The organism is Rhizobium sp. TH2, from assembly GCF_024707525.1.
Lineage (GTDB): Bacteria > Pseudomonadota > Alphaproteobacteria > Rhizobiales > Rhizobiaceae > Rhizobium_E.
The window spans coordinates 3,527,330-3,553,437 of the sequence record NZ_CP062231.1 but is presented as its reverse complement, the minus strand read 5'-3'; the positions used below and the strand labels follow the sequence as shown (position 1 = coordinate 3,553,437).

24 protein-coding genes and 1 tRNA gene are annotated in these 26,108 nt (G+C 59.8%); 14 read left to right on the top strand and 11 right to left on the bottom strand.

Translation table 11 applies throughout. The features are described from left to right. The first annotated feature begins 224 nt into the window (after window positions 1-224). Window positions 225-1,139: a neutral zinc metallopeptidase gene (locus IHQ71_RS17520; RefSeq protein WP_258157728.1), complete on the top strand. Its 915-nt coding sequence runs from the start codon at window positions 225-227 to the stop codon at window positions 1,137-1,139. A gap of 56 nt (window positions 1,140-1,195) precedes the next feature. Here the strand turns inward: IHQ71_RS17520 and IHQ71_RS17515 are convergent, their stop codons facing one another. Continuing rightward, the gene (locus tag IHQ71_RS17515) at window positions 1,196-1,522 is read right to left on the bottom strand and encodes a M10 family metallopeptidase C-terminal domain-containing protein (RefSeq protein ID WP_258157727.1); all 327 of its coding nucleotides are present in this window, start codon (window positions 1,520-1,522) and stop codon (window positions 1,196-1,198) included. Between the two features lie 187 nt (window positions 1,523-1,709). Between IHQ71_RS17515 and IHQ71_RS17510 the strand changes: the two genes are divergently transcribed. The 3 genes from IHQ71_RS17510 (at window position 1,710) to IHQ71_RS17500 (ending at window position 5,146) form a co-directional block, all read left to right on the top strand. Beyond that, window positions 1,710-2,960, top strand: a complete 1,251-nt coding sequence (locus tag IHQ71_RS17510; RefSeq protein ID WP_258157726.1) for a TCR/Tet family MFS transporter — start codon at window positions 1,710-1,712, stop codon at window positions 2,958-2,960. Window positions 2,961-3,064: 104 nt separating this feature from the next. Further along, entirely contained in the window at window positions 3,065-4,453 is a 1,389-nt protein-coding gene (locus IHQ71_RS17505) for an MATE family efflux transporter (protein ID WP_258162871.1), read from the top strand. Window positions 4,454-4,504: 51 nt separating this feature from the next. After that, entirely contained in the window at window positions 4,505-5,146 is a 642-nt protein-coding gene (locus tag IHQ71_RS17500; protein WP_258157725.1) for a LysE family translocator, read from the top strand. 33 nt (window positions 5,147-5,179) lie between these two features. Here the strand turns inward: IHQ71_RS17500 and carA are convergent, their stop codons facing one another. After that, on the bottom strand, window positions 5,180-6,421 hold the full coding sequence (carA, locus tag IHQ71_RS17495; protein WP_374989876.1) for a glutamine-hydrolyzing carbamoyl-phosphate synthase small subunit: 1,242 nt from the start codon (window positions 6,419-6,421) through the stop codon (window positions 5,180-5,182). A 220-nt stretch (window positions 6,422-6,641) separates the two neighbouring features. Between carA and IHQ71_RS17490 the strand changes: the two genes are divergently transcribed. Both IHQ71_RS17490 and dnaG read left to right on the top strand, forming a co-directional pair. Next, on the top strand, window positions 6,642-7,091 hold the full coding sequence (locus IHQ71_RS17490) for a GatB/YqeY domain-containing protein (protein WP_258157723.1): 450 nt from the start codon (window positions 6,642-6,644) through the stop codon (window positions 7,089-7,091). Window positions 7,092-7,165: 74 nt separating this feature from the next. After that, window positions 7,166-9,145, top strand: a complete 1,980-nt coding sequence (gene dnaG / locus IHQ71_RS17485) for a DNA primase (protein WP_258157722.1) — start codon at window positions 7,166-7,168, stop codon at window positions 9,143-9,145. A 28-nt stretch (window positions 9,146-9,173) separates the two neighbouring features. Here the strand turns inward: dnaG and IHQ71_RS17480 are convergent, their stop codons facing one another. The 3 genes from IHQ71_RS17480 to IHQ71_RS17470 all read right to left on the bottom strand — a co-directional run bounded on the left by IHQ71_RS17480 (window position 9,174) and on the right by IHQ71_RS17470 (window position 10,175). Next, a complete protein-coding gene (locus tag IHQ71_RS17480; RefSeq protein WP_258157721.1) occupies window positions 9,174-9,551 on the bottom strand; it encodes a DUF6481 family protein in 378 nt (125 codons plus the stop codon). 58 nt (window positions 9,552-9,609) lie between these two features. Then, a complete protein-coding gene (locus tag IHQ71_RS17475) occupies window positions 9,610-9,837 on the bottom strand; it encodes a hypothetical protein (protein ID WP_258157720.1) in 228 nt (75 codons plus the stop codon). 113 nt (window positions 9,838-9,950) lie between these two features. Continuing rightward, window positions 9,951-10,175 (bottom strand): cold-shock protein, encoded by a 225-nt coding sequence (locus IHQ71_RS17470; protein WP_308737968.1) that lies wholly within the window; start codon window positions 10,173-10,175, stop codon window positions 9,951-9,953. Window positions 10,176-10,512: 337 nt separating this feature from the next. On the opposite strand from IHQ71_RS17470, the gene IHQ71_RS17465 reads away from it, so the two are divergent. The 4 genes from IHQ71_RS17465 (at window position 10,513) to tdh (ending at window position 15,486) form a co-directional block, all read left to right on the top strand. Beyond that, window positions 10,513-11,886 (top strand): FAD-dependent oxidoreductase, encoded by a 1,374-nt coding sequence (locus IHQ71_RS17465; RefSeq protein WP_258157719.1) that lies wholly within the window; start codon window positions 10,513-10,515, stop codon window positions 11,884-11,886. A gap of 38 nt (window positions 11,887-11,924) precedes the next feature. After that, entirely contained in the window at window positions 11,925-13,157 is a 1,233-nt protein-coding gene (locus tag IHQ71_RS17460; RefSeq protein WP_258157718.1) for an FAD-binding oxidoreductase, read from the top strand. A 104-nt stretch (window positions 13,158-13,261) separates the two neighbouring features. After that, window positions 13,262-14,449 carry a glycine C-acetyltransferase gene (locus IHQ71_RS17455; protein WP_258157717.1) on the top strand — a complete coding sequence of 396 codons (1,188 nt, stop codon included), beginning with the start codon at window positions 13,262-13,264 and terminating at the stop codon, window positions 14,447-14,449. Then, window positions 14,449-15,486, top strand: coding sequence for an L-threonine 3-dehydrogenase (gene tdh / locus IHQ71_RS17450; protein WP_258157716.1), 1,038 nt, complete (start codon window positions 14,449-14,451; stop codon window positions 15,484-15,486). Before IHQ71_RS17455 ends, tdh begins: the two co-directional genes overlap by 1 nt. Before the next feature lie 11 nt (window positions 15,487-15,497). Here tdh and IHQ71_RS17445 read toward each other — a convergent pair whose 3' ends face one another. Continuing rightward, a complete protein-coding gene (locus IHQ71_RS17445) occupies window positions 15,498-16,244 on the bottom strand; it encodes a calcium-binding protein (RefSeq protein ID WP_258157715.1) in 747 nt (248 codons plus the stop codon). A gap of 484 nt (window positions 16,245-16,728) precedes the next feature. Between IHQ71_RS17445 and rpoD the strand changes: the two genes are divergently transcribed. The 3 genes from rpoD (at window position 16,729) to IHQ71_RS17430 (ending at window position 19,890) form a co-directional block, all read left to right on the top strand. Further along, entirely contained in the window at window positions 16,729-18,789 is a 2,061-nt protein-coding gene (gene rpoD, locus IHQ71_RS17440) for an RNA polymerase sigma factor RpoD (RefSeq protein WP_258157714.1), read from the top strand. Window positions 18,790-18,944: 155 nt separating this feature from the next. Beyond that, window positions 18,945-19,238 carry a GYD domain-containing protein gene (locus IHQ71_RS17435; RefSeq protein ID WP_258157713.1) on the top strand — a complete coding sequence of 98 codons (294 nt, stop codon included), beginning with the start codon at window positions 18,945-18,947 and terminating at the stop codon, window positions 19,236-19,238. A gap of 280 nt (window positions 19,239-19,518) precedes the next feature. After that, on the top strand, window positions 19,519-19,890 hold the full coding sequence (locus IHQ71_RS17430) for a hypothetical protein (RefSeq protein ID WP_258157712.1): 372 nt from the start codon (window positions 19,519-19,521) through the stop codon (window positions 19,888-19,890). A gap of 173 nt (window positions 19,891-20,063) precedes the next feature. Here the strand turns inward: IHQ71_RS17430 and IHQ71_RS17425 are convergent, their stop codons facing one another. Beyond that, entirely contained in the window at window positions 20,064-20,816 is a 753-nt protein-coding gene (locus tag IHQ71_RS17425) for an SIMPL domain-containing protein (RefSeq protein WP_258157711.1), read from the bottom strand. Window positions 20,817-20,939: 123 nt separating this feature from the next. On the opposite strand from IHQ71_RS17425, the gene IHQ71_RS17420 reads away from it, so the two are divergent. After that, window positions 20,940-21,015, top strand: a tRNA-Ile gene (locus tag IHQ71_RS17420). A gap of 181 nt (window positions 21,016-21,196) precedes the next feature. Here IHQ71_RS17420 and IHQ71_RS17415 read toward each other — a convergent pair. Genes IHQ71_RS17415 through IHQ71_RS17400 form a run of 4 tightly spaced genes read right to left on the bottom strand, consistent with a single transcriptional unit; the run spans window position 21,197 to window position 25,916 of the window. Continuing rightward, window positions 21,197-21,952 carry a hypothetical protein gene (locus tag IHQ71_RS17415; RefSeq protein ID WP_258157710.1) on the bottom strand — a complete coding sequence of 252 codons (756 nt, stop codon included), beginning with the start codon at window positions 21,950-21,952 and terminating at the stop codon, window positions 21,197-21,199. Window positions 21,953-21,962: 10 nt separating this feature from the next. Further along, the gene (locus tag IHQ71_RS17410; protein WP_258157709.1) at window positions 21,963-22,688 is read right to left on the bottom strand and encodes a sulfotransferase family protein; all 726 of its coding nucleotides are present in this window, start codon (window positions 22,686-22,688) and stop codon (window positions 21,963-21,965) included. Beyond that, complete coding sequence (locus tag IHQ71_RS17405) at window positions 22,681-23,580, bottom strand: hypothetical protein (protein WP_258157708.1); 900 nt, start codon at window positions 23,578-23,580, stop codon at window positions 22,681-22,683. The genes IHQ71_RS17410 and IHQ71_RS17405 overlap by 8 nt, the downstream gene beginning before the upstream one ends. Continuing rightward, window positions 23,577-25,916 carry a glycosyltransferase gene (locus IHQ71_RS17400; protein WP_258157707.1) on the bottom strand — a complete coding sequence of 780 codons (2,340 nt, stop codon included), beginning with the start codon at window positions 25,914-25,916 and terminating at the stop codon, window positions 23,577-23,579. Before IHQ71_RS17400 ends, IHQ71_RS17405 begins: the two co-directional genes overlap by 4 nt. Window positions 25,917-26,108 lie beyond the last annotated feature (192 nt).

The window sequence follows — 26,108 nt, the reverse complement described above, 5'->3', positions numbered from 1 at the left end:
TGCGGGAATTCTCGTGGGTCCAGCCGATGTCGGACCTCACCGCAACCAAGCGTGGCATTCAGCGCTCTCAACTGTCGCAGTTCCGCGTTTTGCGAAAGCCGGCCGGAACTCCTAGGGGTTCTTCGCCGTTCCTGCACACCCTGGCCATCGTCGGGCTTTACAAGCTTGTCTCGCCCCCGGCTCCGGGTCTATAACCGGCCGGCACACGGAGAGGAAAACCGCTCATGGATCTGAAGGACAGCAGGGAATCCGACAACGTCGAAGACGTGCGCGGAATGGGACGTGGCCCCGGGCCAGGCAGTGATCCTTTCGGCCGGCGCGGGATGAATATTCCCATCGGCAACATGCGCGGCGGCAGCATCGGTTCCATCGTGATGATCGGCATCGTCCTGCTTGTTCTGCATTTCATGGGCGTGGATGTCATGTCTCTATTGGGCGGTGGTACCGACGCGACAACGTCACGCCCCAGCGACAGCCAAAGCGTGCAGACGCAGAATTCCAACGATGAGTCCTCGGTGTTCATCCGAAAGGTGCTCGGCGAGACGGAAGATGCCTGGAATGGTATTTTCGCGGCGAGCGGTGAGAAATATGTCGAGCCCAAGCTGGTGATGTTCAGCGGCCAGGTTCCCTCGGCCTGCGGCACCGCGAGTTCCGCGTCAGGTCCGTTCTATTGCCCCGTCGACCAGAAGGTCTATCTCGATACGGCGTTCTTCGATGAGATGCGTCGCCAATTCAAGGCCGATGGCGACTTCGCCCAGGCCTATGTGGTCGCACATGAGGTCGGACACCACGTGCAGAATCTCACGGGTGTGCTGCCGCAGTTCAACCGCGCGCGGCAGTCGATGAGTGAATCGCAGGCCAATGAAATGTCGGTCAGGGTCGAGCTTCAGGCGGATTGCTATGCCGGGATCTGGGGTAAATACACGGACCAGAAGGGTATTCTCGAAAGCGGCGACCTCGAAGAGGCCCTCAACGCCGCCCACCAGATCGGCGACGATACGCTGCAGAAGCGCTCACAGGGCTATGTCGTGCCGGACTCCTTCACGCACGGAACGGCGGCCCAGCGCGCCAAGTGGTTCCGCCGCGGTTTCGACACGGGTAGGGTAGACGCCTGCAACACATTGTCCGGCCCGATTTGAGCCGGGCCGGCCGCTGCGAAAACATGGCTGGAAACGCAGCGGCCGACCCGGTTCTGTCACAGCACGAAATCTCTTTCGCGCAGTGACAAGAGGCGGTCGAACTGAATGGCAAAGTCTGCACTGCCGTCTCCGTCGACATAGAGCGTCGTCGTATCCCCGGAGACCTGGAAGTGAAGCGCGCCCGCCTTGCCTGAAAACGCGGCTTCACCAATGAAATCGAATGCATCGCTGGTGCGTGAGCCGCTTTCCGCATCGATCGTCTTCAGATTTGTCCGATCACCGGCAGCACCATCAAACGCAGATATGATATCCATCTCACGCAAAGTCGAGGCCTCGACGGCCTTGTGCACAAGAATATCCTTGCCCTGTTTGCCCGAGAGCATGTCGGCGCCCAGGCCGCCATCGATCCATCGCCGAGAGCATCGCCGCCGGGTCAACATATGCGGCAATCCTGCCACCCCGGTTGCAATTTCCTTGGCGCGGCTTGATGTGCCGCAATTTTTCCATTAGAAGGCGGCTTGTTCTTTTTATGTTCCGCAATTCTACGCGCGGGTAATTCGGACGTTTGCCATGATCGATGAAAAACGCGCCCGTCGCGGGCTCGCGCTGGTATTCTTTATTCTGCTTTTGGACATGATGGGGATCGCCCTCATCATGCCCGTCATGCCGGCCTATCTTAAGGAACTCACCGGCGCCGACGCGACCCAGGGCGTGATGGAAGGCAGCTGGCTGTTCATCGTCTATTCGCTGATGCAGCTATTGTTCGGCACGTTCATCGGCAACCTCTCGGACCGCTTCGGCCGCCGCCCGATCCTACTTGCATCGGTCCTGACCTTCGCGATCGACAACCTGATCTGTGCCATGGCCGGGAGTTACTGGATCCTGTTCGTCGGCCGCGTGCTGGCCGGCATTTCGGGCGCGAGCTACGCGACGGCCTCGGCCTATGTCGCGGATGTATCCACCGACGAGACGCGCGCCAAGAATTTCGGCCTGGTCGGCATTTCCTTCGGTGTCGGCTTCACGCTTGGGCCGGTGATCGGCGGCTTGCTGGGTGAATTCGGGCCGCGCGTGCCCTTCTATGTCGCCGCCGGATTGGCGTTCCTCAATTTTGTCGTCGCGGCCTTCCTGCTGCCAGAGACGCTCGCGCCGCATCAACGCCGCAAGTTCGAATGGAAGCGCGCCAATCCGCTCGGCGGGCTGCTGCAACTCAGGAAATATCACGGCATCGGTTGGATCGTGACCGTCATGTTCCTGTTCTGGCTGGCGCATGTGGTCTATCCGGTCGTCTGGCCATTCGTCTCCGATTACCGCTATGGCTGGGGTCCGCTGATGATCAGTCTGTCGCTCGGTGCCTTCGGCATCATGAGTGCCGTGGTAATGGGCTTGGCTTTGCCACGGATCGTCAAGCGCTACGGTGAGTGGAACACATCGGTCATCGGCCTGGTCTTCTGCGCCGTCGGCTTTCTCGGCTATACCTTCGCCTGGCAAGGCTGGATGGTGTTCGTGGTCATCCTCGTCGCCTGCCTCGAGGGTATTTCCGACCCGGCGCTCAGGGCGATCACCTCGGCCGGCGTGCCGTCATCCGAACAGGGCGACCTGCAGGGAACGCTGACGAGCCTTTCGAGCGTTACCTCGATCGTCGGGCCTTTGATGTTTTCCTATATCTTCGCGACCTTCTCCGGTCCGGGCGCGACTGTTCATTTTCCTGGCGCACCCTATTTCGCCGCCGCCCTGATGACGGCGGCGGGCCTCGTGATCTTCGTGCTCAAGGTGCCGCATTGGCGCGGCACGGGCGAAATGGCGGCTGCAACCCATCACTGAAGGTGATGGTGGTTATGAATGTTTGAGTTGAGTGGGCTTCCAAAGGTGGCTTTGCGGGATGTTCTCCCTTATCAGGTCGGCTTTGTGAGGAGACAGGTGCCGTGATGGCCGAGATTGCCGAAAGAAATGCGCTCGTGGCGAAAGGAAGTGGCTGGAAAAGCCATTTCGTCGAGACGCTGGCGCTCGGCCTGCCGCTGATCGGCGCGCAGCTCGCGCAGAACGGCATCCATGTCACCGATATCGTGATCATCGGCCGTATCGGCACCAACGAGCTTGCGGCAATGGTGCTCGCCGCGCAGTTCTATTTCACCATCTTCATCTTCGGTTCCGGCTTTGCGGCCGCCGTCGTGCCGCTCGCCGCGCAGGCCTTCGCGCGTGGCGACATACAACAGGTTCGCCGCGCGACGCGTATGGGCCTGTGGGTTGTGATGGCCTTCTCGGCGCTGACCATGCCCATCGTTCTTCTTTCGGAACCCGTGTTGCTAGCGCTGGGCCAGAACCCACATGTGGCGCGGCTCGCGTCGAGCTATCTGCATATCGCCGGATGGAGCATGTTCCCCGCGCTTGGCTTTATGGTGCTGCGGTCGTTCCTGAGCGCGGTGGGCCGCGCCGGCTTTGTACTCTATGTGACGCTGATCATCCTCGTGGTGAATGCGGCCTTCGCCTACGCGCTGGTTCTCGGCCATTTCGGCATGCCGGCGCTGGGGCTGCGGGGCGCGGCGATTGTGGCGCTCGGCGTCAACATCTTGAGCCTCGTGCTGACGATCTGGTATATCCACACCAAGGCCGATCTTCAGCGCTTCGAGATCTTCGTGCGCTTCTGGCGTCCGGATTGGCATGTGCTGAGGGAGGTCTTCAATCTCGGCCTGCCGATCAGCTTTACCATTCTCGCCGAGGTCAGCCTCTTCACCGTTGCGTCGCTGCTCATGGGATGGATCGGTACCGCCGAGCTTGCCGCGCATGGCATTGCGCTTCAATGCGCATCGCTTGCCTTCATGATCCCGCTCGGCCTGGCGCAGGCGGCCACCGTGCGGGTCGGCGTTGCCGCCGGTGCGAACGATCGCGAGGCGCTGATGCGGGCGTCCTGGGTCGTCGTGATAATCTCTGCTGGAATCGCGGTCATTGGCGGGCTGGTTTTCGCCGTCTTCCCGTCTTACTTCGCAGGGCTTTTTCTTGACCGGACGAAAGACGACGCGGCGACCGTGCTGGGCCTCGCAACGACCTTCGTCATTGTTGCCGGTGTCTTCCAGCTGGTCGATGGCCTGCAGGCGATCGGGGCGGGGTTGCTGCGCGGCATCAAGGACACCCGCATACCGATGCTCTTGGCCCTGGTTTCCTATTGGGGAATCGGCTTCGTGCTGGCTTACGTGTTGGCATTTCCGCTGGGTTGGGGCGGCATCGGCATCTGGCTCGGCTTCGTTTTCGGCCTGCTTGCTGCGTCGTTCCTGCTGCTGGGGCGGTTCGTCATTCTCATTCGCCGGATGGAGGCCTGACGCTGGTCCATCGGTGTGGGCTCGGTTGGCGTCACACAAAGGAGTTTCGCGATGCCGGATTTTGTCATTCTCCTGACCATTGCCGGGGCGCTCGCCATCGGGGCGATAAGCCCGGGTCCGAGTTTTGTCCTTGTCTCAAGGGTCGCGGTTACCGCCTCCAGGCCCAATGGGCTTGCGGCCGCGCTCGGCATGGGCGTCGGTGGTGCCACGTTCGGCATGCTGGCGCTTGCGGGGCTGAGTGCACTGCTCCAGCAGGTCGAGTGGCTGCATCTTGCACTCAAGATCGGCGGCGGGCTCTATCTCGTCTATCTCGGCATTCGCATCTGGCGGAGCGCCACGACCCCGCTTGTCGTCGATGACATGGCTGAGGGCAGGAAGAGATCGGCCGCTCGTTCGTTCTGGCTCGGACTGGTGACACAGCTCAGCAATCCGAAGACCGCGATCTATTATGCAAGTATTTTTGCGGCTCTTCTGCCGGCGAAGCCCGCTCAAGGGTTGTTGTTCGCATTGCCGCCGACGATCTTCCTGATCGAGGCCGGCTGGTATGCGATCGTGGCGCTGGCCTTTTCCTCCAGCGGTCCGCGCGCGGCGTATCTCAGGTCCAAGACCTGGGTGGATCGGGTGGCCGGCGCCGTTCTCGGCGCACTCGGCGCGCGCCTCCTAGTCGACGGACTTCCATCCCGTGCCACATAAAGAGAAGGGAGGCCTGAGCCTCCCTTTCGTCTGTCAGCGTTCGGCCAGTGCCAGTTCGCCCTTCTTTTCCTTGATCAGGTTAAGGAACCTGCGGAAGAGGTAGTGGCTGTCCTGCGGGCCGGGCGATGCTTCGGGGTGGTGCTGCACCGAGAAGACCGGTTTGCCTGATACGCGCAAGCCGCAATTGGTGCCGTCGAACAGCGACACATGGGTTTCCTCTACGCCTGATGGCAGCGACTTCGACGAGACGGCAAAACCGTGGTTCATCGAGACGATCTCGACCTTGCCCGTGGTATAGTCCTTGACCGGATGGTTGGCGCCGTGATGGCCCTGATGCATCTTCTCGGTCTTGGCGCCGAGCGCCAGGCCGAGCATCTGGTGGCCGAGGCAGATGCCGAAGAGCGGGATGTCGGTGCCGATCAGGTCCTTGATGACGGGGACGGCATAGATTCCGGTCGCCGCCGGGTCGCCGGGGCCGTTCGACAGGAAGATGCCGTCGGGCTTCTGCGCCAGCACTTCCTCGGTGGAGGCCGTGGCGGGCATGACGGTGACCTTGCAATCGAGGCCGGCAAACAGGCGCAGGATGTTGCGCTTGACGCCGAAATCGAGGCAGACGACGTGGTACTTCGCTTCAATGTCAGCGAGTTCCGAATAGCCTTCGTTCCAGACCCAGGGCTTCTCGCTCCACCGCGAGGACTGGCCCGAGGTTGCTTCCCTGGCGAGGTCGAGGCCTTCGAGCCCGCTCCAGGCCTTGGCTTCCTGCTTCAGCACGTCGATATCGAAGACGCCGCTCGGATCATGCGCGATCACGGCATTCGGCATGCCGTTTTCGCGGATCCACGATGTCAGCGCGCGCGTATCGATGCCGCAGAGGCCGATGATGCCGCGCGCCTTCAGCCAGGCGTCGAGATGCTTGGCGGCGCGGTAGTTCGATGGCTCGGTGATGTCGGCCTTGAAGATCACGCCGACCGCGCCGCGGCGTGCAGCCGGCGTCAGGTCCTCGATATCCTCGTCATTGGTACCGATATTGCCGATATGCGGGAAGGTGAAAGTGACGATCTGGCTGAGATAGGATGGGTCGGTGAGGATTTCCTGGTAGCCGGTGAGCGCCGTGTTGAAACAGACCTCGGCCTGGGTTCGGCCCGTCGCACCAATTCCCTTGCCTTCGATGACGGTGCCATCGGCGAGTACGAGTAGGGCAGTGGGCTTTTCCCGGGTCCATCCTTGGGTCATGGTTCTCCATTCCGGCGCGGCTCGCGATATTGCGGGCGCCATTTGCTCGCGAAAAAAGGCGCACGGATCATCATCCGGCGTTGCCAATTTTCCCCATTGTTCTGGTTGAGGCCGGAAAATAGTGAATGACGCTTTCGGGGTCAATGTGCAGCGCACTTTTCTCACTTATTAAAAGACAAGCGATTTCAATCGATTATTGAATCCGCGTTGCATTTTTCGTAGGCCGGGGTCATAAGCGCGTCACAATTAGGAGAATCCCGCGATGCGCGACAAGCTGATGGATGCCGTGAAAGAGGCCATGAAGGCCAAGCAGCCGCACCGGATTTCAACGATCCGCATGATGCAGTCCGCCATCAAGGATCTCGAGATCGCCAACCGCACCAAGCCCGACCCCACGACTTCGGACGGCGACATCGCATCGCTGCTTTCGAAGCTGGTCAAGCAGCGCGAAGAGTCCGCCAAGATCTATGACGAGGGCGGCCGGCCGGAACTCGCCACTAAAGAGCGCGAGGAGATCGCAATCATCGGCGAATTCATGCCGAAGCAGCTGTCCGAAGCCGAAGTCATCGAGATCATCAAGGGCATCATCACCGAGACAGGTGCCGCCAGCATGAAGGACATGGGCAAGGTGATGAGCGCGCTCAAGGAGCGTTATCCCGGCCAGCTCGACTTCGGCAAGGCGTCGGGGCAGATCAAGTCGCTGTTGAGCTGATATCGGCGCTGATCGATTGGCAATCGGTTGGGGACGTGGTTATATCTTCTCCCTAACAAGGCTCCTATATATCCATGCGTTTTTCGAACCAGTTTCTGGATGAGCTTCGCGACCGCGTCACGATCTCGGACGTGATTGGCCGTCGCGTGACCTGGGACCGGCGCAAGACCAATACGGGTAAGGGCGATTACTGGGCCTGCTGCCCGTTCCACGGCGAGAAATCGCCAAGCTTCCATTGCGAGGACCGCAAGGGCCGCTACCATTGCTTCGGCTGCGGCGTGTCGGGCGATCATTTCCGGTTCCTGATGGAACTCGACGGATTGCCGTTCAACGAGGCGGTGCAGCAGATCGCCGACATGGCGGGCGTCGCGCTTCCCGCGCCCGATCCTGAGACCGAGCGGCGCGAACGCGAGCGGCACAATCTCTTCGACGTGATGGAACTCGCGACCCGATTCTTCCAGGATCAGTTGCAGACGGCGGCCGGCGCGAAGGCTCGCGCTTATCTTCGTGATCGCGGTCTGACCGGACGGACGATCGAGACGTTCCGGTTGGGATACGCGCTTGAGAGCCGCAATGCACTCAAGGAGCATCTCGCATCAAAGGGCGTTTCCAGGGATCAGATCGAGGCCTGCGGGCTGGTCGTGCATGAGAATGTTCCGGTCTCCTACGACCGGTTCCGCGACCGCATCATGTTTCCGATCCTGTCGTCGCGCGAAAAGGTGATCGCTTTCGGCGGTCGGGCGCTATCATCGGATGCGCCCGCGAAGTATCTCAATTCGAACGAGACCGAGCTCTTTTCCAAGGGGCAGGTGCTCTACAATTTCGCGCGCGCCCGCCGCGCGTCGCAGGGTGCGGATGGTGCCGGTACGATCATCGCGGTCGAAGGCTATATGGATGTGATCGGGCTGGCACAGGCCGGCGTCGAGAACGCCGTGGCACCGCTCGGCACCGCGCTGACCGAGAACCAGCTGGCGCTGCTCTGGAAGATGACGCCGGTGCCGGTGCTCTGCTTTGATGGCGATGGGGCGGGCATGCGTGCGGCCTCGCGTGCGGTCGATCTGGCACTCCCGCACTTGAAGCCCGGCCAGTCGCTCCGCATTGCGCTATTGCCCGATGGCAAGGATCCGGACGATCTGGTGAAGATCGAGGGCCGTGCGCCGTTCGACAAGGTCATTGCCGAGGCGCGGGCGCTCGCCGACATGGTGTGGCTCCGCGAAACATCGGGCGCGACCTTCGACACGCCGGAAAAGCGCGCCGAACTCGAAGCACGGTTGAAGCAGGTGACGCAGGTGATCGGCGATGAAAGCGTGCGCCGGCACTACCAGCAGGACATGCGTGACCGGCTCTATGCGTTCTTCCAGCCGAGCCAGCAAAGCCGGGATGCGCGGCGGCCCTTCACGCCACGTGGCCAGGGCCAAGGGCAGGGACGCGCCCCCGCCGCCAACAATCCCGGCCGATCGGCGCCCATATCCGACCGGTTGGCGCGAACCGGCATGGTCACCGGCTACGGCTCGCTGCCGTCGCTGAGGGAAAGCGTGCTGGCACTGACGATTGTCAACCATCCCGCACTGTTCTTCGAGGATTACGACACGATCCGGCAGATCGAATTCGAGAGCCGTGACATGCGCCGCTTCTGGCAGGCGATGATGGGGATTGCCGCCGCGAGTGGCTCCGATCTCACGCGCGAGGAACTGTTGACGGCGCTGGAAACTCAAGGGTTCGATACCCTGCTTGCCGGCCTCGACAAACAGATACGCTTCGCGCGTCTGTGGACCGCGACGGAGCATGCGGCAATCGAAGACGCACGCGAAGGCTATCTGCAGGCGCTGTCGCTGCATATGCGAGCGCTCGCACTGGCGCGCCAGCGCCGCGAGATCGAACGCGAACTCGCCGACGCCACCGAACGCGGCGCCGAACGCGAGGTCGAACAACTGATGCTGTCGCTGAAGGAAGTGCAGCTCGAAGTGGCTCGCCTGGAAAACCAGGAAGCGCTGGTCGATGGCTTCGGCGTGATGTCGGGCCGGGTCAAAGGGCCGGCCGGCGGCGGGCATTGATCCCGCCGTTCTCAACAAAGACTGATGATCAGCCTTGGCGTGCCTTGCGGGCGGCGTAGCGGCGGTCGCGTTCGGCCTTGCGGGCGGCTTCGTCTTCGATCACGCGGGAGATTCGCTGCTTGTCGGCTGCTTCGCGTTGTTCGGCTTCGGCGCGGGCCTCGGCTTCCAGCTGAGCAAGGCGCTCGGCCTCGAGACGCAGCAGTTCTGCCTGCTCTTCGGCCTTGACGCGTTCGCGCTCGGCGCGGCGTTCCTCGCGCGCGGTCGCGATGGCCAGGCGTTCGGCCTGCTTGGCCTCACGTTCAGGGGCGGATTCGCTCTGTGCCTTGCGGAAATTTTCCAGCAGTGCCTTCTTGGCATCGGCCGCGACCTTGCGGCGGTCGTGAAGTTCGTTGTCGCTCTTTTTCAAATCTCGGTTCCATTGAGGCGTTCAGCAGCCACGGGCCTTTGGCCTTGCTGCATCATGGTCAGGGTTTGCGGCCGCCTTTGGTCGGCTTGGGCGTTTCGGCCGCCGCCGCCAGATCGCTGGCTTCCTTTGCCTTGCGCAATTCGCGCAGGCGCATCGTCTTCTCGTCGCGGGCTTGAACAATCGCGTCGTCTTCGGAGACGATCCGGCTACGTGCCATGAATTGCGATTGAGTCTTGCCGAACGCAGACTCGGCCCGTTCGCGGGCTTTGCTGGTGGATTCGGTCAATATCTCATCCTGTCGGAAATTGCAAAAAGCCAGGCATGGTGCCTGGCTTTGTCTTTAGATCGATCCCACGCAATGCCAGTACATTCGTGGTCAGAGGCGAGATCGGATCTTGATCAAGCAGCGCGAAGCTGAGTGGCGGACATCTTGCCCGACTTGTTGTCACGCTCGAGTTCGTAGGAAAGCTTCTGGCCTTCCACGATTTCGCGCATGCCAGCACGCTCTACGGCGGAGATGTGGACGAATGCGTCTTCGCCGCCGTTATCCGGCTGGATGAAGCCGAAGCCCTTGGTGGAATTGAACCATTTAACTGTGCCAGTGGCCATAATGAACCCTTTCATAGCAGATTGAATTTCCGGCACGCGGGAATGCGCGACAGATTGTGTAGCGATGTTTGAAGAGGGTTCGGCAACTGCACCTGCCAGGGTGCGATAACAAAAGCTCAGCAAGCAAATATCGGTGCTCCATATGTAGGCGCTATGACCCCCGAAAGCAACCGCTAGTTTTTGGATGAGCGTATTTTCTTCAGGAAATTGAATACTATGGCTCTGAACAGCCTGTAAACAAGCCGGTTGATGGTCCTTGTCAGAAGCCGCCGCCGGCCTGTCGCGCCTGACATGGCGCAAGTTGCCACATCCGGCTACCCTCCCGGGATTCATCGTTTTCATGAGATTCCCAATGCCCATTACGCCGACGTTTATCACCGAACCCGCCCGTCAGATCGAAGTCATCCGCCAGACGGATGTGCTGGTGGTCGGCTCGGGTCCCGGGGGGCTGGCGGCCGCACTCGCTGCGGCGCGAGCTGGCGTCGAGGTCACGCTTGTCGAGCGCTTCGGCTGCTTCGGCGGCAATATCACCGTTGTCGGCGTCGAGGGCTTTGCCTGGTACCGGCATGAAGCGACGGTCGAGGCGAACGGCATCGGCTGGGAGTTCGAGGAACGCGCCAAGGCGATGGGAGCCGCGGTGCCGGAGAGCCAGTCGCTGTCCTACGAACTGGATTCCGAAGGCTTCAAGCTGGTCGCCGACCGTCTGGTCGAGGAAGCCGGCATCCATCCCATGCTCCACCGGCAGTTCGTGGCACCGCTCATGAATGGCGATGCGATCATCGGCATCGTCGTCGAATCCAAGGCGGGCCGGGAGGCGATTCTGGCCAGGCGCGTCATCGATGCCACGGGTGACGCGGATGTCGCGACGCGCGCGGGTGCCGCCACGTTCAAGACGCCGGTCGAACAGATGCAGGCGGCCTCGGTGATGTTCCACCTCGCGGGCGTCGACAAGAAGAAGTTCATGGAGGGCATCAGGAGCGATCCGCAGACATATTCGAGCTGGTCGACCGGCGAATGGCAGATCGAGACGTCGGGCAAGGAAGACGAGATGTTCTCGCCCTTCCTCGCAAAACCGTTCGCCCAGGCGATCAAGGACGGCGTCATCCCCAAGCACCTCAACACCATCGCCGGGACCTGGGGCGCGATGCATGACAGCGGCGAGCTGACCTATATGAACCTCGTCCATCTGGCGGGCTGCGACGGCACCGATCCCGACAGCATGACCATCTTCGAGATCGAGGGCCGCAAGCAGGCGATGCTGGCGATCGAGGCACTGCGCCGCTACACACCGGGTTGCGAGGGCGCGCGGTTGAGGAATTTCGGCATGTCGATCGGCATCCGCGACACCCGCAAGCTCGATGCGGTCTACAATATGACTGAAAGCGACGTGCGCAACGAAGGCCGGTTCGAGGATACGATCGGCATCTATCCCGAGTTCATCGATGGCTATGGTGTGCTGATCCTGCCGACCACGGGCCGCTATATGCATGTTCCCTATCGCTCGATGCTGCCCAAGGGCGTGAAGAACCTGTTGGTCGCCGGCCGGGCGATCGGTGGCGACCGGATCGCGCATGCCGCGACCCGCAACATGGCCTGCTGCGCGGTCGCGGGGCAGGGCGCGGGTGTCGCTGCGGCGATCTCGGTGAAGGATGGCAGCGATTTCGACCGTGTCGATATGCCTTCGGTTCAAAGAGAGCTTGAACGGCAGGGCGTCCGAATCTACTGAGAAGCTCAAACAAGAGACTTTGAGCAGGGAAGCCGTCGATGAAGAGCGCAATCGTCCTGGGAGCCGGCATGGCTGGTGTTTCCACCGCTTTGGCGCTTCAGGGTCGCGGCTGGGCGGTCACGCTGGTCGATCGCAAGGCGCCGGGCCGGGAAACCAGCTTCGGCAATGCCGGCATCATCCAGTCCGAGGCCGTCGAACCCTATGCGATGCCGCGGTCGATTCGCGAGCTCGTCGATATTGCCTTCGGCCAGACCAATGACGTCTTCTACGCCTTCCGCGAACTGCCATTCCACATAGGCGCGCTATTTCGCTACTGGTGGCATTCCGAGGAAGGTCGCCACCGCGCGGCCGCCATTGCCTGGGCGAGCCTGATCGCGCAGGCGACTTCGACGCATGAAAAGCTGATCGAACGCGCCGGCGCCGGCAATCTCATCCGGAAATCCGGCTTTCGTGTGCTTCATCGTACCGTGGCTGAACTCGAAACTGCCTTGAAGGATGCCGAGCGTAAGAAGGAGGCCTATGGCATCGGCTATGCTGCACTCTCGGCAAGCGAGATGGCGGCAGCCGAGCCGGCGCTCAAGACCGGCGGCGCGGGCGCGGTGCACTGGCTCGATTCCTGGACGGTCAGCGACCCCGGCGGGCTGGTCGAGTCCTACGCCGATCTCTTCCAGCGATCGGGTGGCAGGTTTGTCCATGGCGATGCGGCAACGCTGCGACGCGTCGGCGCGGGCTGGACCGTGATGACGGAAGAAGGACCGATCGAGGCGGAGCACGCCGTCTTCTCGCTTGGCCCATGGTCATCGGACACGCTGAGGAAATTCGGCCACCATTTTCCCATGGTCTACAAGCGCGGCTATCATGCGCACTACCGCTCGCCGGAGCAGCTTAACGCGCCAGTCATGGACAGCGAGAACGGCTATCTCCTGCTGCCGATGCTGGCTGGCACGCGCATCACCACCGGTGCGCATCTCGCGCGTTTCCATGCCGGCCCGGCCTATAACCAGCTCGAACACGCGGAAGAGGCGGCGAAGGACCTATTCGATCTCGGCCAGCGCATCGAGGACAAGCCGTGGCAGGGCACGCGGCCCTGCATGCCCGATATGCTGCCGGTGATCGGTGCGTCCCAGCATGAAAAGGGCCTGTGGATGAATTTCGGCCACGGCCATCAGGGATTCACCCTCGGACCTGCGAGCGCTGATGTGCTGGCGACCATGATGGATGGCGGCATGCCTGCTATCGACATGCGGCCCTTCCGGCCCGATCGCTACTGAAAACGATATCCTTCAAACGGCAGAAATCCGGCGTCGCAAATGCAGCATTCGGGCTTGGCTTCTGCTATACCGCTTCGACTTGACAGGCCAAGAAAGCAGACCCGATGACCTCACCCTTTCTCCAGCATCTCAGAACCGAACTCGATGGATTGAAATCCGCCGGGCTTTACAAATCCGAGCGTGTCATCACCTCCAAGCAGGCGGGTGAGATCCAGGTCGCATCCGGTGCGAAGGTGCTGAATTTCTGCGCCAACAACTATCTCGGCCTCGCCGACAATGAGGAACTGGCCGAGGCGGGCAAGAAGGCGCTCGACCGCTACGGCTACGGCATGGCCTCGGTGCGCTTCATCTGCGGCACGCAGGAGGAGCATAAGCAGCTCGAAGCGCGCATTTCGCAGTTCCTCGGCTTCGAGGACACGATCCTCTATTCCTCGTGCTTCGACGCCAATGGCGGCCTGTTCGAGACGCTGCTTGGCGAGGACGATGCGATCATTTCCGATGCGCTCAACCACGCCTCGATTATCGACGGAGTCAGGCTCTCCAAGGCCAAGCGCTTCCGCTACGCCAACAACGACATGAAGGCGCTGGAAGAGGAACTCAAGAAGGCCGAGGGCAGCCGCTTCAAGCTGATTGCCACCGACGGCGTGTTCTCGATGGACGGCATCATCGCCAATCTCGGCGGCGTCTGCGATCTGGCGGAGAAATACGATGCGATGGTCATGGTCGATGACAGCCACGCCGTCGGCTTCGTCGGCAGGCACGGGCGCGGCTCCCCGGAGCATTGCGGCGTCGAGGGCCGCATCGATATCATGACCGGCACGCTGGGCAAGGCGCTGGGTGGCGCTTCGGGCGGCTATACCTCGGCCAGGCGCGAGGTGGTGGACTGGCTGCGGCAGCGCTCGCGGCCCTACCTGTTCTCCAACACGCTGGCGCCGGTCATCGCGGCCGCTTCGCTGAAGGTGTTCGACCTGATCGAGCATGGCGACGCGCTGCGCGAGCGGCTCTATGACAATGCGGCGCTGTTCCGTACAGAGATGACCAAGCTCGGCTTCACGCTGGCTGGCGAGGGGCACCCTATCATCCCGGTCATGCTCGGCGACGCGTCGCTGGCGCAGGAAATGGCATCGCGGATGCTGGAGCGCGGCGTCTATGTCGTCGGCTTTTCCTTCCCCGTCGTGCCGAAGGGCCAGGCGCGGATCAGGACGCAGATGTCGGCGGCGCATTCGCGTGCCGATGTCGAGAAGGTGATTGCCGTGTTTGCCGAGGTTGGCAAGGAATTGGGTGTGATTTGATGTCGAACATGATGCGAGCGCTCGTCAAGGCGAAGCCCGAAATGGGCCTCTGGATGGAAAACGTGCCGGTGCCGGAACCGGGGCCGAACGATGTGCTGATCAAGGTGAAGAAGTCGGCGATCTGCGGCACCGATGTTCATATCTGGAATTGGGACACTTGGGCGCAGAAGACCATTCCCGTGCCGATGGTCGTTGGTCATGAATTCGTCGGCGAGGTGGCCGAGGTCGGCTCGTCCGTCACCAAGTACCAGGTCGGCGAGCGGGTTTCGGGAGAGGGGCATATCGTCTGCGGCAAGTGCCGCAATTGCCGGGCGGGCAGGGGCCACCTCTGCCATTACACCAAGGGCGTGGGTGTCAACCGGCCGGGTTCGTTCGGCGAGTTCGTCTGTATCCCGGAGCACAATGTCGTGGCGATCCCCGATGACGTGCCCGATGAGGTGGCGGCGATCTTCGATCCGTTCGGCAACGCGGTGCACACCGCGCTCTCCTTCGATCTCGTGGGCGAGGACGTGCTGGTCACGGGCGCAGGCCCAATCGGCATCATGGGCGCCATGGTCGCCAAGCGCTCGGGTGCCCGCAAGGTGGTGATCACCGACATCAATCCGCTCAGGCTCGAACTCGCCCGCAAATGCGGCATCGATTATGTGGTCGATCCCTCGAAAGAAGACCTCAGGGATGTCATGACCTCGATCGGCATGAAGGAAGGTTTCGACGTGGGGCTGGAAATGTCCGGCGCGCCGCCCGCATTCCGCTCGATGATCGATTCGATGAACAATGGCGGCAAGATTGCCATTCTCGGCATCGCGCCGGATGGCTTCGGCATCGACTGGAACAAGGTGATCTTCAAGATGCTGACGCTGAAGGGCATCTATGGCCGAGAGATGTTCGAGACCTGGTACAAGATGATCGCCTTCGTCCAGGGCGGGCTCGATGTCAGCCAGATCATCACGCACCGGATCAAGATCGACGAGTTCCGCGATGGCTTCGAGGCCATGCGGTCGGGTAATTCCGGCAAGGTGGTGATGGACTGGAACTGACGCTGCGGCGATCAGAGTTCCCAGAGCACCGTGCCTTGGATCGGTTCGTCGCCATTCGAGAGATTGAGGATATTCTCGATCTCGAGATTGTAGCCCTGCTTTGCCGCGGGATCAGGATTCTCGTCGTAAATCCGCTCTACGCGGTAGCTCTCCTCGGCATAGAAGAAGGTGATGGTGGTTTCGCCCTTGTAGCCATCGACCGTAATCACGAGATCGTCGCCGGACCGCTGGAACATCAGGTCGCGCATGGTGATGGTCCAGCTCTTCTCGGTATCGGCGAAGCGGAGCTTGTCGTGGCCGTCCCTGTCGTCGATCTTGACGGAACTGTCGGCCGTGATCTTGTATTCGTCATTGCCGATGTCGTCGACAGTCTCAACGGTGCCGCGCCCGATCTCGTAGTAATCGTCGCCGTCGCCGCCATTCATTCGGTCGTTGCCTGTGTTGGAGAACAGCCTGTCGTTGCCGTTGCCGCCCTTCAGGACATCGTTGCCCGATCCGCCGATGATGATGTCGTTGCCTTCACCGCCGCTGATGACATCGCTGCCGCTGTCACCGAACAGGAAATCGTCGTCCTCGTCTCCGAATATCTTGTCGGAACCCCCGCCGCCGCGAATTTCATCGGATCCCTCGCCGCCAAGGAGCTTGTCGTTTCCGCCCTTGCCGGAAATGATGTCGTCGCCCTCCAGCCCGAGGATCTGATCGGCAAGGCGGGTGCCGTTCAAATCGTCGATGCCGGCCGTGCCTCGCTTCGTTTTCATCCTGGGCCTTCGATCATGCGGGTTGGAACTTTCCGCCGCGCGAGGTCTTCACCATACGGGCGTGCAAAATTCGTTCTCGCATGGGAAGTTTGCCGCAAGCTTTCGTCGGGCGTATCGGCTCACGACCTTGTCTTTTGCGATTCGCACCCTAAATAGGAGGCAAGCCGCAGAAGTGAATGGTAACCCGCAGGAATCAGGCTAATTGTCGGTTTTTGAGCTTATTTGCTTGACGAGACATAAAATTGCGGGAATCACCAATTCAGGCAACACTCGAGAATAAATTCATTGCAGGTTGGATAGGGTACGGGACGATCTATCGCTGGCTTCGGCAAGCGCCGGTTTCGACTGATGAAACGGCGCCGCGATTAATCGGCTCTTAATCCGTCATCCTGTTAGTTCGTCGCTGTTGATTCGCGTGCCGTCAGGCGGCAGGTCATATCCACAGCTTCGTATATCGTTATTGGCGTAGAGAAAGTCACAAACTATGGCAACAAAAGTCAAAGAAAACGAAGAGGCGGAAACCGAACGCGAAGGCGCTCCGGACGGCCCGCTTCTGGACCTTTCTGATGACGCCGTCAAGAAGATGATCAAGACCGCAAAGAAGCGCGGTTACGTCACTATGGACGAGCTCAACGCCGTGCTTCCTTCGGAAGAAGTGACCTCAGAACAGATCGAAGACACGATGGCGATGCTGTCCGACATGGGCATCAACGTCGTCGAGGATGAAGAGGCCGAGGAGCAGACGCCGGAAGAGCCCGACAGCGACGGCGATTCCGAAGGCGAGAGCGAGGGCGGCGAGATCGCGCCTTCAGCCGGCACTCAGCTTGCGACCACCAAAAAGAAAGAACCGACCGACCGTACCGATGATCCGGTGCGGATGTATCTGCGCGAAATGGGTTCGGTCGAGCTGCTCTCGCGCGAAGGCGAAATCGCGATTGCGAAGCGCATCGAGGCCGGCCGCGAAACGATGATCCAGGGCCTCTGTGAGAGCCCGCTGACCTTCCAGGCGCTGATCATCTGGCGCGACGAACTGAACGAAGGCACGACGCTGCTGCGCGAGATCATCGATCTCGAAACCACCTATTCCGGCCCGGAAGCCAAGGCGGCACCGCAGTTCCAGAGCCCGGAGAAGATCGAGGCTGACCGCAAGGCTGCCGAAGAGAAGGAAAAGGTTCGCCGCGCCCGTTTCGGCGGCGACGGTGACGACGACATCACCAATGTCGGCGGCGAGGGCATGAACCTCGAGGAAGAGGAAGAAGACGAGGACGAGAGCAACCTGTCGCTCGCGGCCATGGAAGCGGAACTGCGTCCGCAGGTCATGGAAACCCTCGACCAGATCGCCGAGACCTACAAGAAGCTCCGCAAGCTGCAGGACCAGCAGGTGGAAGCCCGTCTTTCCGCTTCCGCCACGCTCTCGCCAGCCCAGGAGCGCCGCTACAAGGAGCTCAAGGACGAGCTGATCACGGCGGTCAAGTCGCTGTCGCTCAACCAGAACCGCATCGACAGCCTTGTCGAGCAGCTCTACGAGATCAACAAGCGCCTCGTGCAGAACGAAGGCAAGCTGCTGCGTCTCGCCGAGAGCTTCGGTGTCGCCCGCGACGAGTTCCTCAACCAGTATATGGGCGCCGAACTCGACCCGAACTGGATGAAGTCGATCGGCAATCTCTCGGCACGCGGCTGGAAGGACTTCTCCCGCAGCGAGAACCAGACGATCAAGGATCTCCGTCTGGAAATCCAGAACCTCGCGACGGAAACCGGTATCTCGATCTCGGAATTCCGCCGCATCGTACAGATGGTTCAGAAGGGCGAACGCGAAGCCCGCATCGCCAAGAAGGAAATGGTGGAAGCCAACCTTCGCCTCGTCATCTCGATCGCCAAGAAATACACCAATCGTGGCCTGCAGTTCCTCGACCTGATCCAGGAAGGCAATATCGGCCTGATGAAGGCGGTCGACAAGTTCGAGTACCGCCGCGGCTACAAGTTCTCGACCTATGCGACATGGTGGATTCGGCAGGCGATCACCCGTTCGATCGCCGACCAGGCCCGCACGATCCGCATTCCGGTGCACATGATCGAGACGATCAACAAGATCGTCCGTACATCGCGCCAGATGCTGCACGAGATCGGCCGCGAGCCGACCCCGGAAGAACTGGCCGAGAAGCTCGCCATGCCGCTCGAAAAGGTGCGCAAGGTGCTGAAGATCGCCAAGGAGCCGATCAGCCTAGAAACGCCGGTGGGCGACGAAGAGGATTCGCATCTCGGCGATTTCATCGAGGACAAGAACGCGCTTCTGCCGATCGACGCGGCGATCCAGGCGAACCTCCGCGAGACGACCACGCGGGTGCTGGCATCGCTCACGCCGCGCGAGGAACGCGTGCTGCGCATGCGCTTCGGCATCGGCATGAACACCGACCACACGCTCGAAGAGGTCGGCCAGCAGTTCTCGGTGACCCGCGAACGTATCCGCCAGATCGAAGCCAAGGCGCTCCGCAAGCTCAAGCATCCGAGCCGGAGCCGCAAGCTCAGAAGCTTCCTGGATAGTTGAGATGGCCCTGGTTTGAGTCCGGTAGAAACGGCGGCCCTTGTGGCCGTCTTTTTCATGGGTTCATGTTTGCCTGGCACGCATCCAAGGCGTAAACTCCCGTCAGGTGCGGATGAGGAACAGTGCCTGTGAGGCGGCGCTGGTGAGGAGGATTTGCCGTGACCACCTATATCATGCTGTTGAACTGGACCGATCAGGGCGCTCGCACGCTGAGAGACTCCCCCAAACGCCTGGATGCTGCCAAGAAGGCGCTCGAGGCCATGGGCGGCTCCTTCAAGGATTTCTACCTCACCATGGGCGATTGCGACATGGTGGCGATCTGCGACGCACCCGATGATGCCGTCATGGCCCGGTTCGGTCTGACGCTCGGTATGATGGGCAACGTCCGGAGCCGGACGATGAAGGCGTTTCCGGAAAAAGCCTATCGCGAACTGATCGCAACGATCAATTGACGAACCAGAGGCTGCTGCGGGATCTCAGGCTGGATGCATCGACCGGGCGGTTTTCCTGACCGCCTGAAGACGATCCTACGCGTTGTTTCTGGCGGCTCAATATGGAAATAATTCAATAAATACAGAAATTTAGTTCGTTTTCACCTATGTGAATGCTTGCTGAACGAGTGGTTCCAAATCCATTCAGCCTCCTCATCCTATTGTCACCTCAACGCTTCAGAGCGGGACGAAAACCGGCCCCTGGAACGTACGAAACAAGCAGGATTTCAGGAGAGCTAAAATGACCTCTATGTTCACAAAGATTGCAGTTGCCGCAGCGGTTACCCTTGGCGCGTTCGGCGCCACGTCCCAGGCCAATGCCGGCAGCGTCGATGTCATCGTCAAGACCCCGCACGTGGTCGTGAACCCTCGTATCGTGATCAAGCCCGCGCCGCGCCGCGTGGTTGTCGTCAAGCCGGCGCCGATCGTCGTGGTCAAGCCGGGATATGGCCGCTGCCAGCCTGGCCTCGCACTTGCCAAGGCGTCGCGTAACGGCCTCAACAAGGTGGCGATCAGCCGTATCGGCCCGAACCGCGTGACTGTTTCCGGCAAGATCCATGGCGCATGGGCGAAGATTTCCTTCGCCAACGTCCGCGGCTGCCCGCGCCTGTAACAGGAGCGCTGCGGTCCATCTGTCGCCCCAATTCGCGATGGACCGTCTTCCTCCATGGCTCGTTGCCATGGAGGAACAGGCGGGCGGACCAAGAAGTTAGGGCAGGGCCTGTGAGTGGTGTCTGGCCATGTCCGAGAGCCGGTTCGCTGAAAAGCGAGCCGGCTCTTTTTTGTCTATTCGGCGATCGCGAAGGTCACGCTGACATTGACGACATAGGTATTCTCGCCAGCCGCGATGGGCACCGCATCGGCCGCTTCCTTGGCCATCTGCATCCGCATCATCGGCTGCGGATCGGCACCACCGACGCTTTCGCTGATCTCGACGACGCGGCCGAGTTTTACGCCCGCGGCATCGGCGAGCGTCTTCGCCTTGGCGGCGGCGTTCTTGACGGCCTCGGTCCGGGCCTCTTCGAGCGCCTTTTCCGGGTTATCGTTGGTGAAGCGGATGTCGCCACCCTGGTTGACGCCTGATGTGACCGATTGGTCGAGGATCGCGCCGAGCTTGGCGAGATCACGCACCCGAACGGTCAGGCCATTGGTGACGGTGTAGCCGTTGAGAATGGGCAGCTTCGGCGTGCCGTCCTCGTTCTGCGGATAGCTGTATTGCGGCTGGATGGCGAGGCCGGACGTCTGCAGGTCGCGGTCGGCAATCCCCTGGTCTTTCAAGGCCTTCATGACCGATGTCATGGCGCCATTGTTGATATCGAGTGCCTCGCGCGCGGTCTTGGCTGTCTCGGCCACGCTCAGCGTGACGATGGCAAGATCGGGCACGACCGAGGCATCGCCCTGGCCGGAAACCACGATCACCGGCTCCTTCTTGTCGGATGCGTGGGCGGAAGCCACCGATAGCGGCACTGCCACGACGGCGAGGGCGGCGAGCGTGAGACGGAACGGGTAGACGGGCATGGTTTTCCCCTTGAGTTGCATGAACATACCTCCTCGCAATCGATTGTGCGCCTTTTGCGGCGGCGGCTTGCCCGCCTCCGATTTTTCCGCTAGAGCCTTCGCCACGTCAATGACCATTGCATCGCGCCCGCACGAGGGCAGAGTGGGCCTGTAGCTCAATGGTTAGAGCCGGCGGCTCATAACCGCTTGGTTGGGGGTTCGAGTCCCTCCGGGCCCACCATCACGCTTTTAGCGTTTTGATTTCCTTGCAAGTATGCGTATTTTAAAGTGTTTTTCGCCTGTGTTGGTCCAAACTTGGCGTTTGCTGCTGGGCAGCTTAGGCCTTGGCGTAGATTGACCTTCTGGCGTCGCCCGCTGCCTCGCTCACAATTCCGCTGCTGTCGCACGTCGCCGGTCGCATTTCATAACTGAGACTTCAATCTGATTATCTCGGCGAGGGCGTCTTTTTCGCGTTGCCTTACCTTTTCAAGCTCCATTTTGAGTGCAGAAATTTCGATCGAATCGTCCTCCCGCGCGGTGCCATCAATTCGAACCTTGTCACCATCTGCAATCGATGCATGAGCGGCTATCGCCTGCTCATCCGTCATAGAACCTGGTATGAATTTGCGGAGCTTGTCGACCAGATATCCGGCATCGTAGACGAGTCGTGGAAACGACAAAAAATGGATTGGAATGTCGGCCGCCACCAGTTTCTCGACCAGATTGAAGAAGCCGACCGCCAACAACTGCGCTTGGTCGCGAGGATCGATCGAGACGAGCACGCCACCGGGTGTGTAGCCCCAAGTCGTCCACGCGGACGGCTGCTTGAGCATCCACGGAGACTTCGCATGGATCGCCGCTACCTCCTGAACACACCTACTTGTCGCCGCGTCCATCAGGTCGCGCACCGGAATTATAACGCCGTCTATAATGATGTCGTTCCGCGCCAACAGAGGCTCGATGAACTCGGTCAACGAGGGAGATTTGACCACATAAGGCGCTGGCTGTGGCGCGCCCTCAACCAACACGTCCTCGAACCCCGCGTTGACGCCTTCAAACCAGGACGCGCTTCCACCACGTCTCCCGATGTGAGTGTCCAGCCCAACTTCATGCAGGAAGCGTACGAGAAAGCTGGTTCCGGCCCGGCCAGTGCCACCGATCAATAAGTGGTTCGACACGTGAGCCCTCTCAGATGAAATTGTTCGTGAATTGCAGCGCCGTGACCGATTCGCGCGTTCGCTCCCACACGTCATCTTTCACACGAAGAGCCTCTTCATACACCAACTGATCAAGCCGATTGTAGCTCCTGATCATTTCAAGCTCTTCTTCGGTTGGAGCCTCAATGTGCCGATCGACTTGATTGACGCGCTCCAGCGGCAGAGGCTTCCTTTCATAGACCGCTTCCAGTCTTCCAAGCACCTCGCCGAGATCATCGGCCACGCCAATGATGTTTATTTTCTGCAGTACCGCGAATGCTTCTTCAAGAAGCATGTCTTCGGTCCAATCGCGCCAGGGCTCGTCTCGCCTTCCCGCAGCCGTGTGATCATGGACGAGCATCCATGTCATGAGGTTGTCGATCGCCCAAAGATTGAACTTGTTGACAATGAAGTCCGTCAAGCCCGGTTCCAGCACTTCATTCGCCACAAAGAAGTTATACGTTGAAAGAACGCGCTTAACCGGGTCCCGGAGCACTGTCATCGTGATCGTGTCTTCCGAAAGACGGTGCGCCAGATTGGGCCCGGCGTGACCGGTAAGCATGCTGGCCGACGCCAACTCACCATCACTGACCCGGAACAAGGGCGCGGAACTCTCGAAATCGATAATTTTCTCGCCGGCAAACAAGCTCCGGATGGATCTTGAAACAGAGCCTCCGGCCGTCTTTGGGATGTGTGAAAAAAATAAAGGTCTACGCATCTTTCAAAACCTTCGGGGAGTGTTGGGCGATTCCGAGGTTGCCATTGGTATGAGCTACCCGTACCGATGAGCCGTCCGCCAAGCTAATAGCCACTTTCACATCGATTTGCCGATCAAAGACCAGCACCGTACCCCATCCCCATCCAAGGAATTGTTTCATGCCGTACAACAACACTTGCTGCGGGGTATCCGCACCAAGGGTCTGTGTTCCTACCACGTCATTCAAGTCAATCGGCAGCGGCAAAACATAGTTGCTTTCGTCATGCTTCAGAAATGAAGGAGTGTGCGCTTTCGTCAAAAAAGCAAAGCGATCGTCGACAACCACGAACACTAGACGATCGAGGATCGGGCGCCCTTTTACGGCATCAAACCTGTAGCAGAACTCGCTATCCGCCTCATCGTCTGCCTCTTTTGTCGGGCCGGGAGTCGGCGTAAGATGCGCTTCTAGCTCTCCTCGACTGAAGAGTTTGACGTAATGGTATGACGCGGCATCGCCTCTATAGTGCAGCCTACCTGAGATCTTCAATGGGCTCGGATGGTCGAATTTATGCTCCATTTGCGGATGTTCTGGTCCCGCAATGTCGGAGCGCTTCTTGACGCGAACCAGAGATCTCTCCAGGCTCGCAATCATATCCCCAGCGGGGGTGCATACATCCAGTTGGCTGTAAACAATCCAGAAATCGGCATCTACGATGACGTCGAAACCACATGGCTCATCATTGCTGCCTTGTACGTCGACCTCTTGGCTTGCCGTCACGCTAAACAGGGTCTTACCGCCGGACTTGAACAGCACCTCCACGGGCTGCCGATCAGTGGTGTTCCTGCACCAGCCCACGATATGGCGATCACTAGGGGTGGTGGCGCCGAATTCATACGAGGGTGCCAAGTTCATTGTTCGTCCTCCAGGACGGCTGCGAACCGATCCACAGCATTTTGAAGACCCACTGACGCTCTCACTCTTGCCGCTGCCGCCAGTACGTCGATCGACTCAGCCGCTTCTATGATCTCAGGAAGTCGGTGCAAGTCAGCGATGCCACGAAGCACGACCCCCGCGTCGAACCGTTCCAAGATTTCGGCAGTGCCGCCATTGGCCATTGTTATGGGCAAAGCCCCGCAGGAAAGCGCCTCCAGCCCAAGTAGCCCTAGGCCCTCATATCGGCTGAGATCGAGGTAGTGCGAGCATCGTTGAAATAGCTTGCGGAGTTTACCCGCGTTGGCGAACCCATGCTGAACAACTCGCGGATCGTATTCGAAATAGGAACTCACTTCGCCAAAGGCCTCGACAGCGTAGCCGTGGTTCAACAAGATAGGGACAGCAATCCCAGCGAGGTCGCTTCCCTTGTCAGCTCGGCCGGCAAAATGGACCGCTATGGTCTTTTCCGAATTTTTTCCAAGAGGATAGAACTCATTCGGATCTGGGCCATATGGTATTACGTCCGCCTCTCTTTGAGCAACGGCACTGATCAACTCCGCCAAATAGTCCGACACGCAGAGGATGCGATCGGCTTTCTGCAAATCTCGGACGACTCTCGAGCTAAAAGCTCCGCTTGAAAACGCCATTTCCGGGCCTTGTACGAAATGCCACGCTTGGCACCCGAGCATTTGCCTCAGCGCTTGCACATAAGGTGCGGTGTCATGTGAAGTTGCCACTACAATCGACGGTCGCCCGAAGTAACGTAGGACCTCCCCAACACCTTCCATTTCCCGCGCACTGACAGCACGATATTCATACTGCACAGTATCCGCATCTTCGTGATGACGAATGGAGTAGATCCTGGCATTGATCCCTCTGTCCTGCAAACCCTCAACGAACTTGAAGACCGCCTCGACCCCTCCCGCCTTCCGATAATCAAGGGGGAGTACGAACAGGATGTCGCACTCTGGCGGGGTGCCGGGCACAAATCTGCTCGACTTCAGGCTATTCAATTTGGCTGCTGCGGCATGAATTCTAGCTTGGTATATCGGCATCCAGATTGATGAGAACGTTTTGAAGTTGTCACTCCTCAACGCTTCGACGTTGTCGAGCAAATTGAATGAACCGCCACCTTGATGGTAAATCACCATGTTATCGACTACGACACCGCGATAGCCTTTCATGACCATGCGGTAGTACAGATCGCTGTCGTCTCCATAGCCGTTCTCAAACACGAGACTGAAGAGCGATTCGTTGGCGCCCATGGCTTCAGATCGAACCGCCATGCAATACCCAACTGTCGTTTCGGCATCGAGGTATCTTGGGGCGTGCTGGCCAGCGATTTCGTCCATTTCCCGCCACGAGAAGCCCGGCAAATTCTCCACCGCAAGATTTGCGCCGTTGACTGCCCACGGCGTAGCAATTGCCACCTCTTTGTGCCGGCGAAATGGCTCAAGCACTCGATCAAGCCAATTTGGCGGCAGACGTATGTCTGTCGTTAGGAGAACGAAAATGCTGGCATCTGTCCGAGCCTTAGCAAAAAGTTCATTGCAGGTGGTGATGAAGCCCTTGTTTTCGGGATTCCTCGATATGGTAACCCCGGTTGATTGAAAGTTCCCACGCAACTTCCCGACCGCTTCTCGCAGCGTTGTTGCACTGAAACTATCGCCGCAGTCATCGACGAAGCAAATCTCCAAGAGGGGATCGTCGGGCAGAGACCCGTTCAAGTCGTTGATGAGTTTCGTGAAGAGGTGCGGCGAATTATAGACAGGCACTCCGATAGTGACCCGCTCCTTTAATCCCACCGCGGTCGAAGCAGTTCGCCTATTTTTTTTGTAGGGCTCGCGGGGAATCAGTCTGCTGACCAATGCGGTTTCAAGATACTCGCGCGTCCAACTGACGCCATCATTCGCCACGCCGATCGCAGGGGAGCAATCAATGAAACTTGGCAGTTTCTCCCACGGGGCTTCCGCGATGTAGGTTGTAACGACCGCGCCGCCATGGTCAAAATGCAGAAGCTTTTCCGCAGGCTTGTAATACAGACCGCCAAAACTCTGAGTGACCCGGATAGCCTTGGCGGGCGTATCCCGCGCAAGAATCACCACGACAATTGCATTACCAAACGGGACTTGGATGGCGACTGGATCGCTGTGCCCGCTTGCGACATAGTCCCTTGCAACAGCTACCGCGAAATCACTGACTGCACGTAAACTGAACGGCTCTCCCATGCTCGCCCAAAAGGCCTTGGCGGCCATGATCGGAGCGCGCGTGAGGAAGGAACGTTGGTCAATTTGCGTCAATAGCAGGTCGTACATACGGTCCCCCGAAGTGACGGTTTCGGGAGTGCGTATGATATTTGTTCGGCTGGTTCAAGCCTCGTCTATGAGAAGCGTTACCCCTTTCTCAAGCGCTTTCCTTTCACGCGATCGATGAGGTTTGCAATCGAACCCGTATTGAAGATGTCTTCGATCGCGTCGTCAACAATGTTCTCGGCCTGCCAAGGCTCC

Excerpts from the sequence above, each read along its gene's own strand:
- IHQ71_RS17520 (WP_258157728.1), top strand. The coding sequence starts at position 225 with ATGGATCTGAAGGACAGCAGGGAATCCGACAACGTCGAAGACGTGCGC.
- IHQ71_RS17515 (WP_258157727.1), bottom strand. The coding sequence starts at position 1,522 with ATGCTCTCGGGCAAACAGGGCAAGGATATTCTTGTGCACAAGGCCGTC.
- IHQ71_RS17510 (WP_258157726.1), top strand. The coding sequence starts at position 1,710 with ATGATCGATGAAAAACGCGCCCGTCGCGGGCTCGCGCTGGTATTCTTT.
- IHQ71_RS17505 (WP_258162871.1), top strand. The coding sequence starts at position 3,065 with ATGGCCGAGATTGCCGAAAGAAATGCGCTCGTGGCGAAAGGAAGTGGC.
- IHQ71_RS17500 (WP_258157725.1), top strand. The coding sequence starts at position 4,505 with ATGCCGGATTTTGTCATTCTCCTGACCATTGCCGGGGCGCTCGCCATC.
- carA (WP_374989876.1), bottom strand. The coding sequence starts at position 6,421 with ATGGCGCCCGCAATATCGCGAGCCGCGCCGGAATGGAGAACCATGACC.
- IHQ71_RS17490 (WP_258157723.1), top strand. The coding sequence starts at position 6,642 with ATGCGCGACAAGCTGATGGATGCCGTGAAAGAGGCCATGAAGGCCAAG.
- dnaG (WP_258157722.1), top strand. The coding sequence starts at position 7,166 with ATGCGTTTTTCGAACCAGTTTCTGGATGAGCTTCGCGACCGCGTCACG.
- IHQ71_RS17470 (WP_308737968.1), bottom strand. The coding sequence starts at position 10,175 with ATGAAAGGGTTCATTATGGCCACTGGCACAGTTAAATGGTTCAATTCC.
- IHQ71_RS17465 (WP_258157719.1), top strand. The coding sequence starts at position 10,513 with ATGCCCATTACGCCGACGTTTATCACCGAACCCGCCCGTCAGATCGAA.
- IHQ71_RS17460 (WP_258157718.1), top strand. The coding sequence starts at position 11,925 with ATGAAGAGCGCAATCGTCCTGGGAGCCGGCATGGCTGGTGTTTCCACC.
- IHQ71_RS17455 (WP_258157717.1), top strand. The coding sequence starts at position 13,262 with ATGACCTCACCCTTTCTCCAGCATCTCAGAACCGAACTCGATGGATTG.
- tdh (WP_258157716.1), top strand. The coding sequence starts at position 14,449 with ATGTCGAACATGATGCGAGCGCTCGTCAAGGCGAAGCCCGAAATGGGC.
- IHQ71_RS17445 (WP_258157715.1), bottom strand. The coding sequence starts at position 16,244 with ATGAAAACGAAGCGAGGCACGGCCGGCATCGACGATTTGAACGGCACC.
- rpoD (WP_258157714.1), top strand. The coding sequence starts at position 16,729 with ATGGCAACAAAAGTCAAAGAAAACGAAGAGGCGGAAACCGAACGCGAA.
- IHQ71_RS17430 (WP_258157712.1), top strand. The coding sequence starts at position 19,519 with ATGACCTCTATGTTCACAAAGATTGCAGTTGCCGCAGCGGTTACCCTT.
- IHQ71_RS17425 (WP_258157711.1), bottom strand. The coding sequence starts at position 20,816 with ATGCAACTCAAGGGGAAAACCATGCCCGTCTACCCGTTCCGTCTCACG.
- IHQ71_RS17410 (WP_258157709.1), bottom strand. The coding sequence starts at position 22,688 with ATGCGTAGACCTTTATTTTTTTCACACATCCCAAAGACGGCCGGAGGC.
- IHQ71_RS17405 (WP_258157708.1), bottom strand. The coding sequence starts at position 23,580 with ATGAACTTGGCACCCTCGTATGAATTCGGCGCCACCACCCCTAGTGAT.
- IHQ71_RS17400 (WP_258157707.1), bottom strand. The coding sequence starts at position 25,916 with ATGTACGACCTGCTATTGACGCAAATTGACCAACGTTCCTTCCTCACG.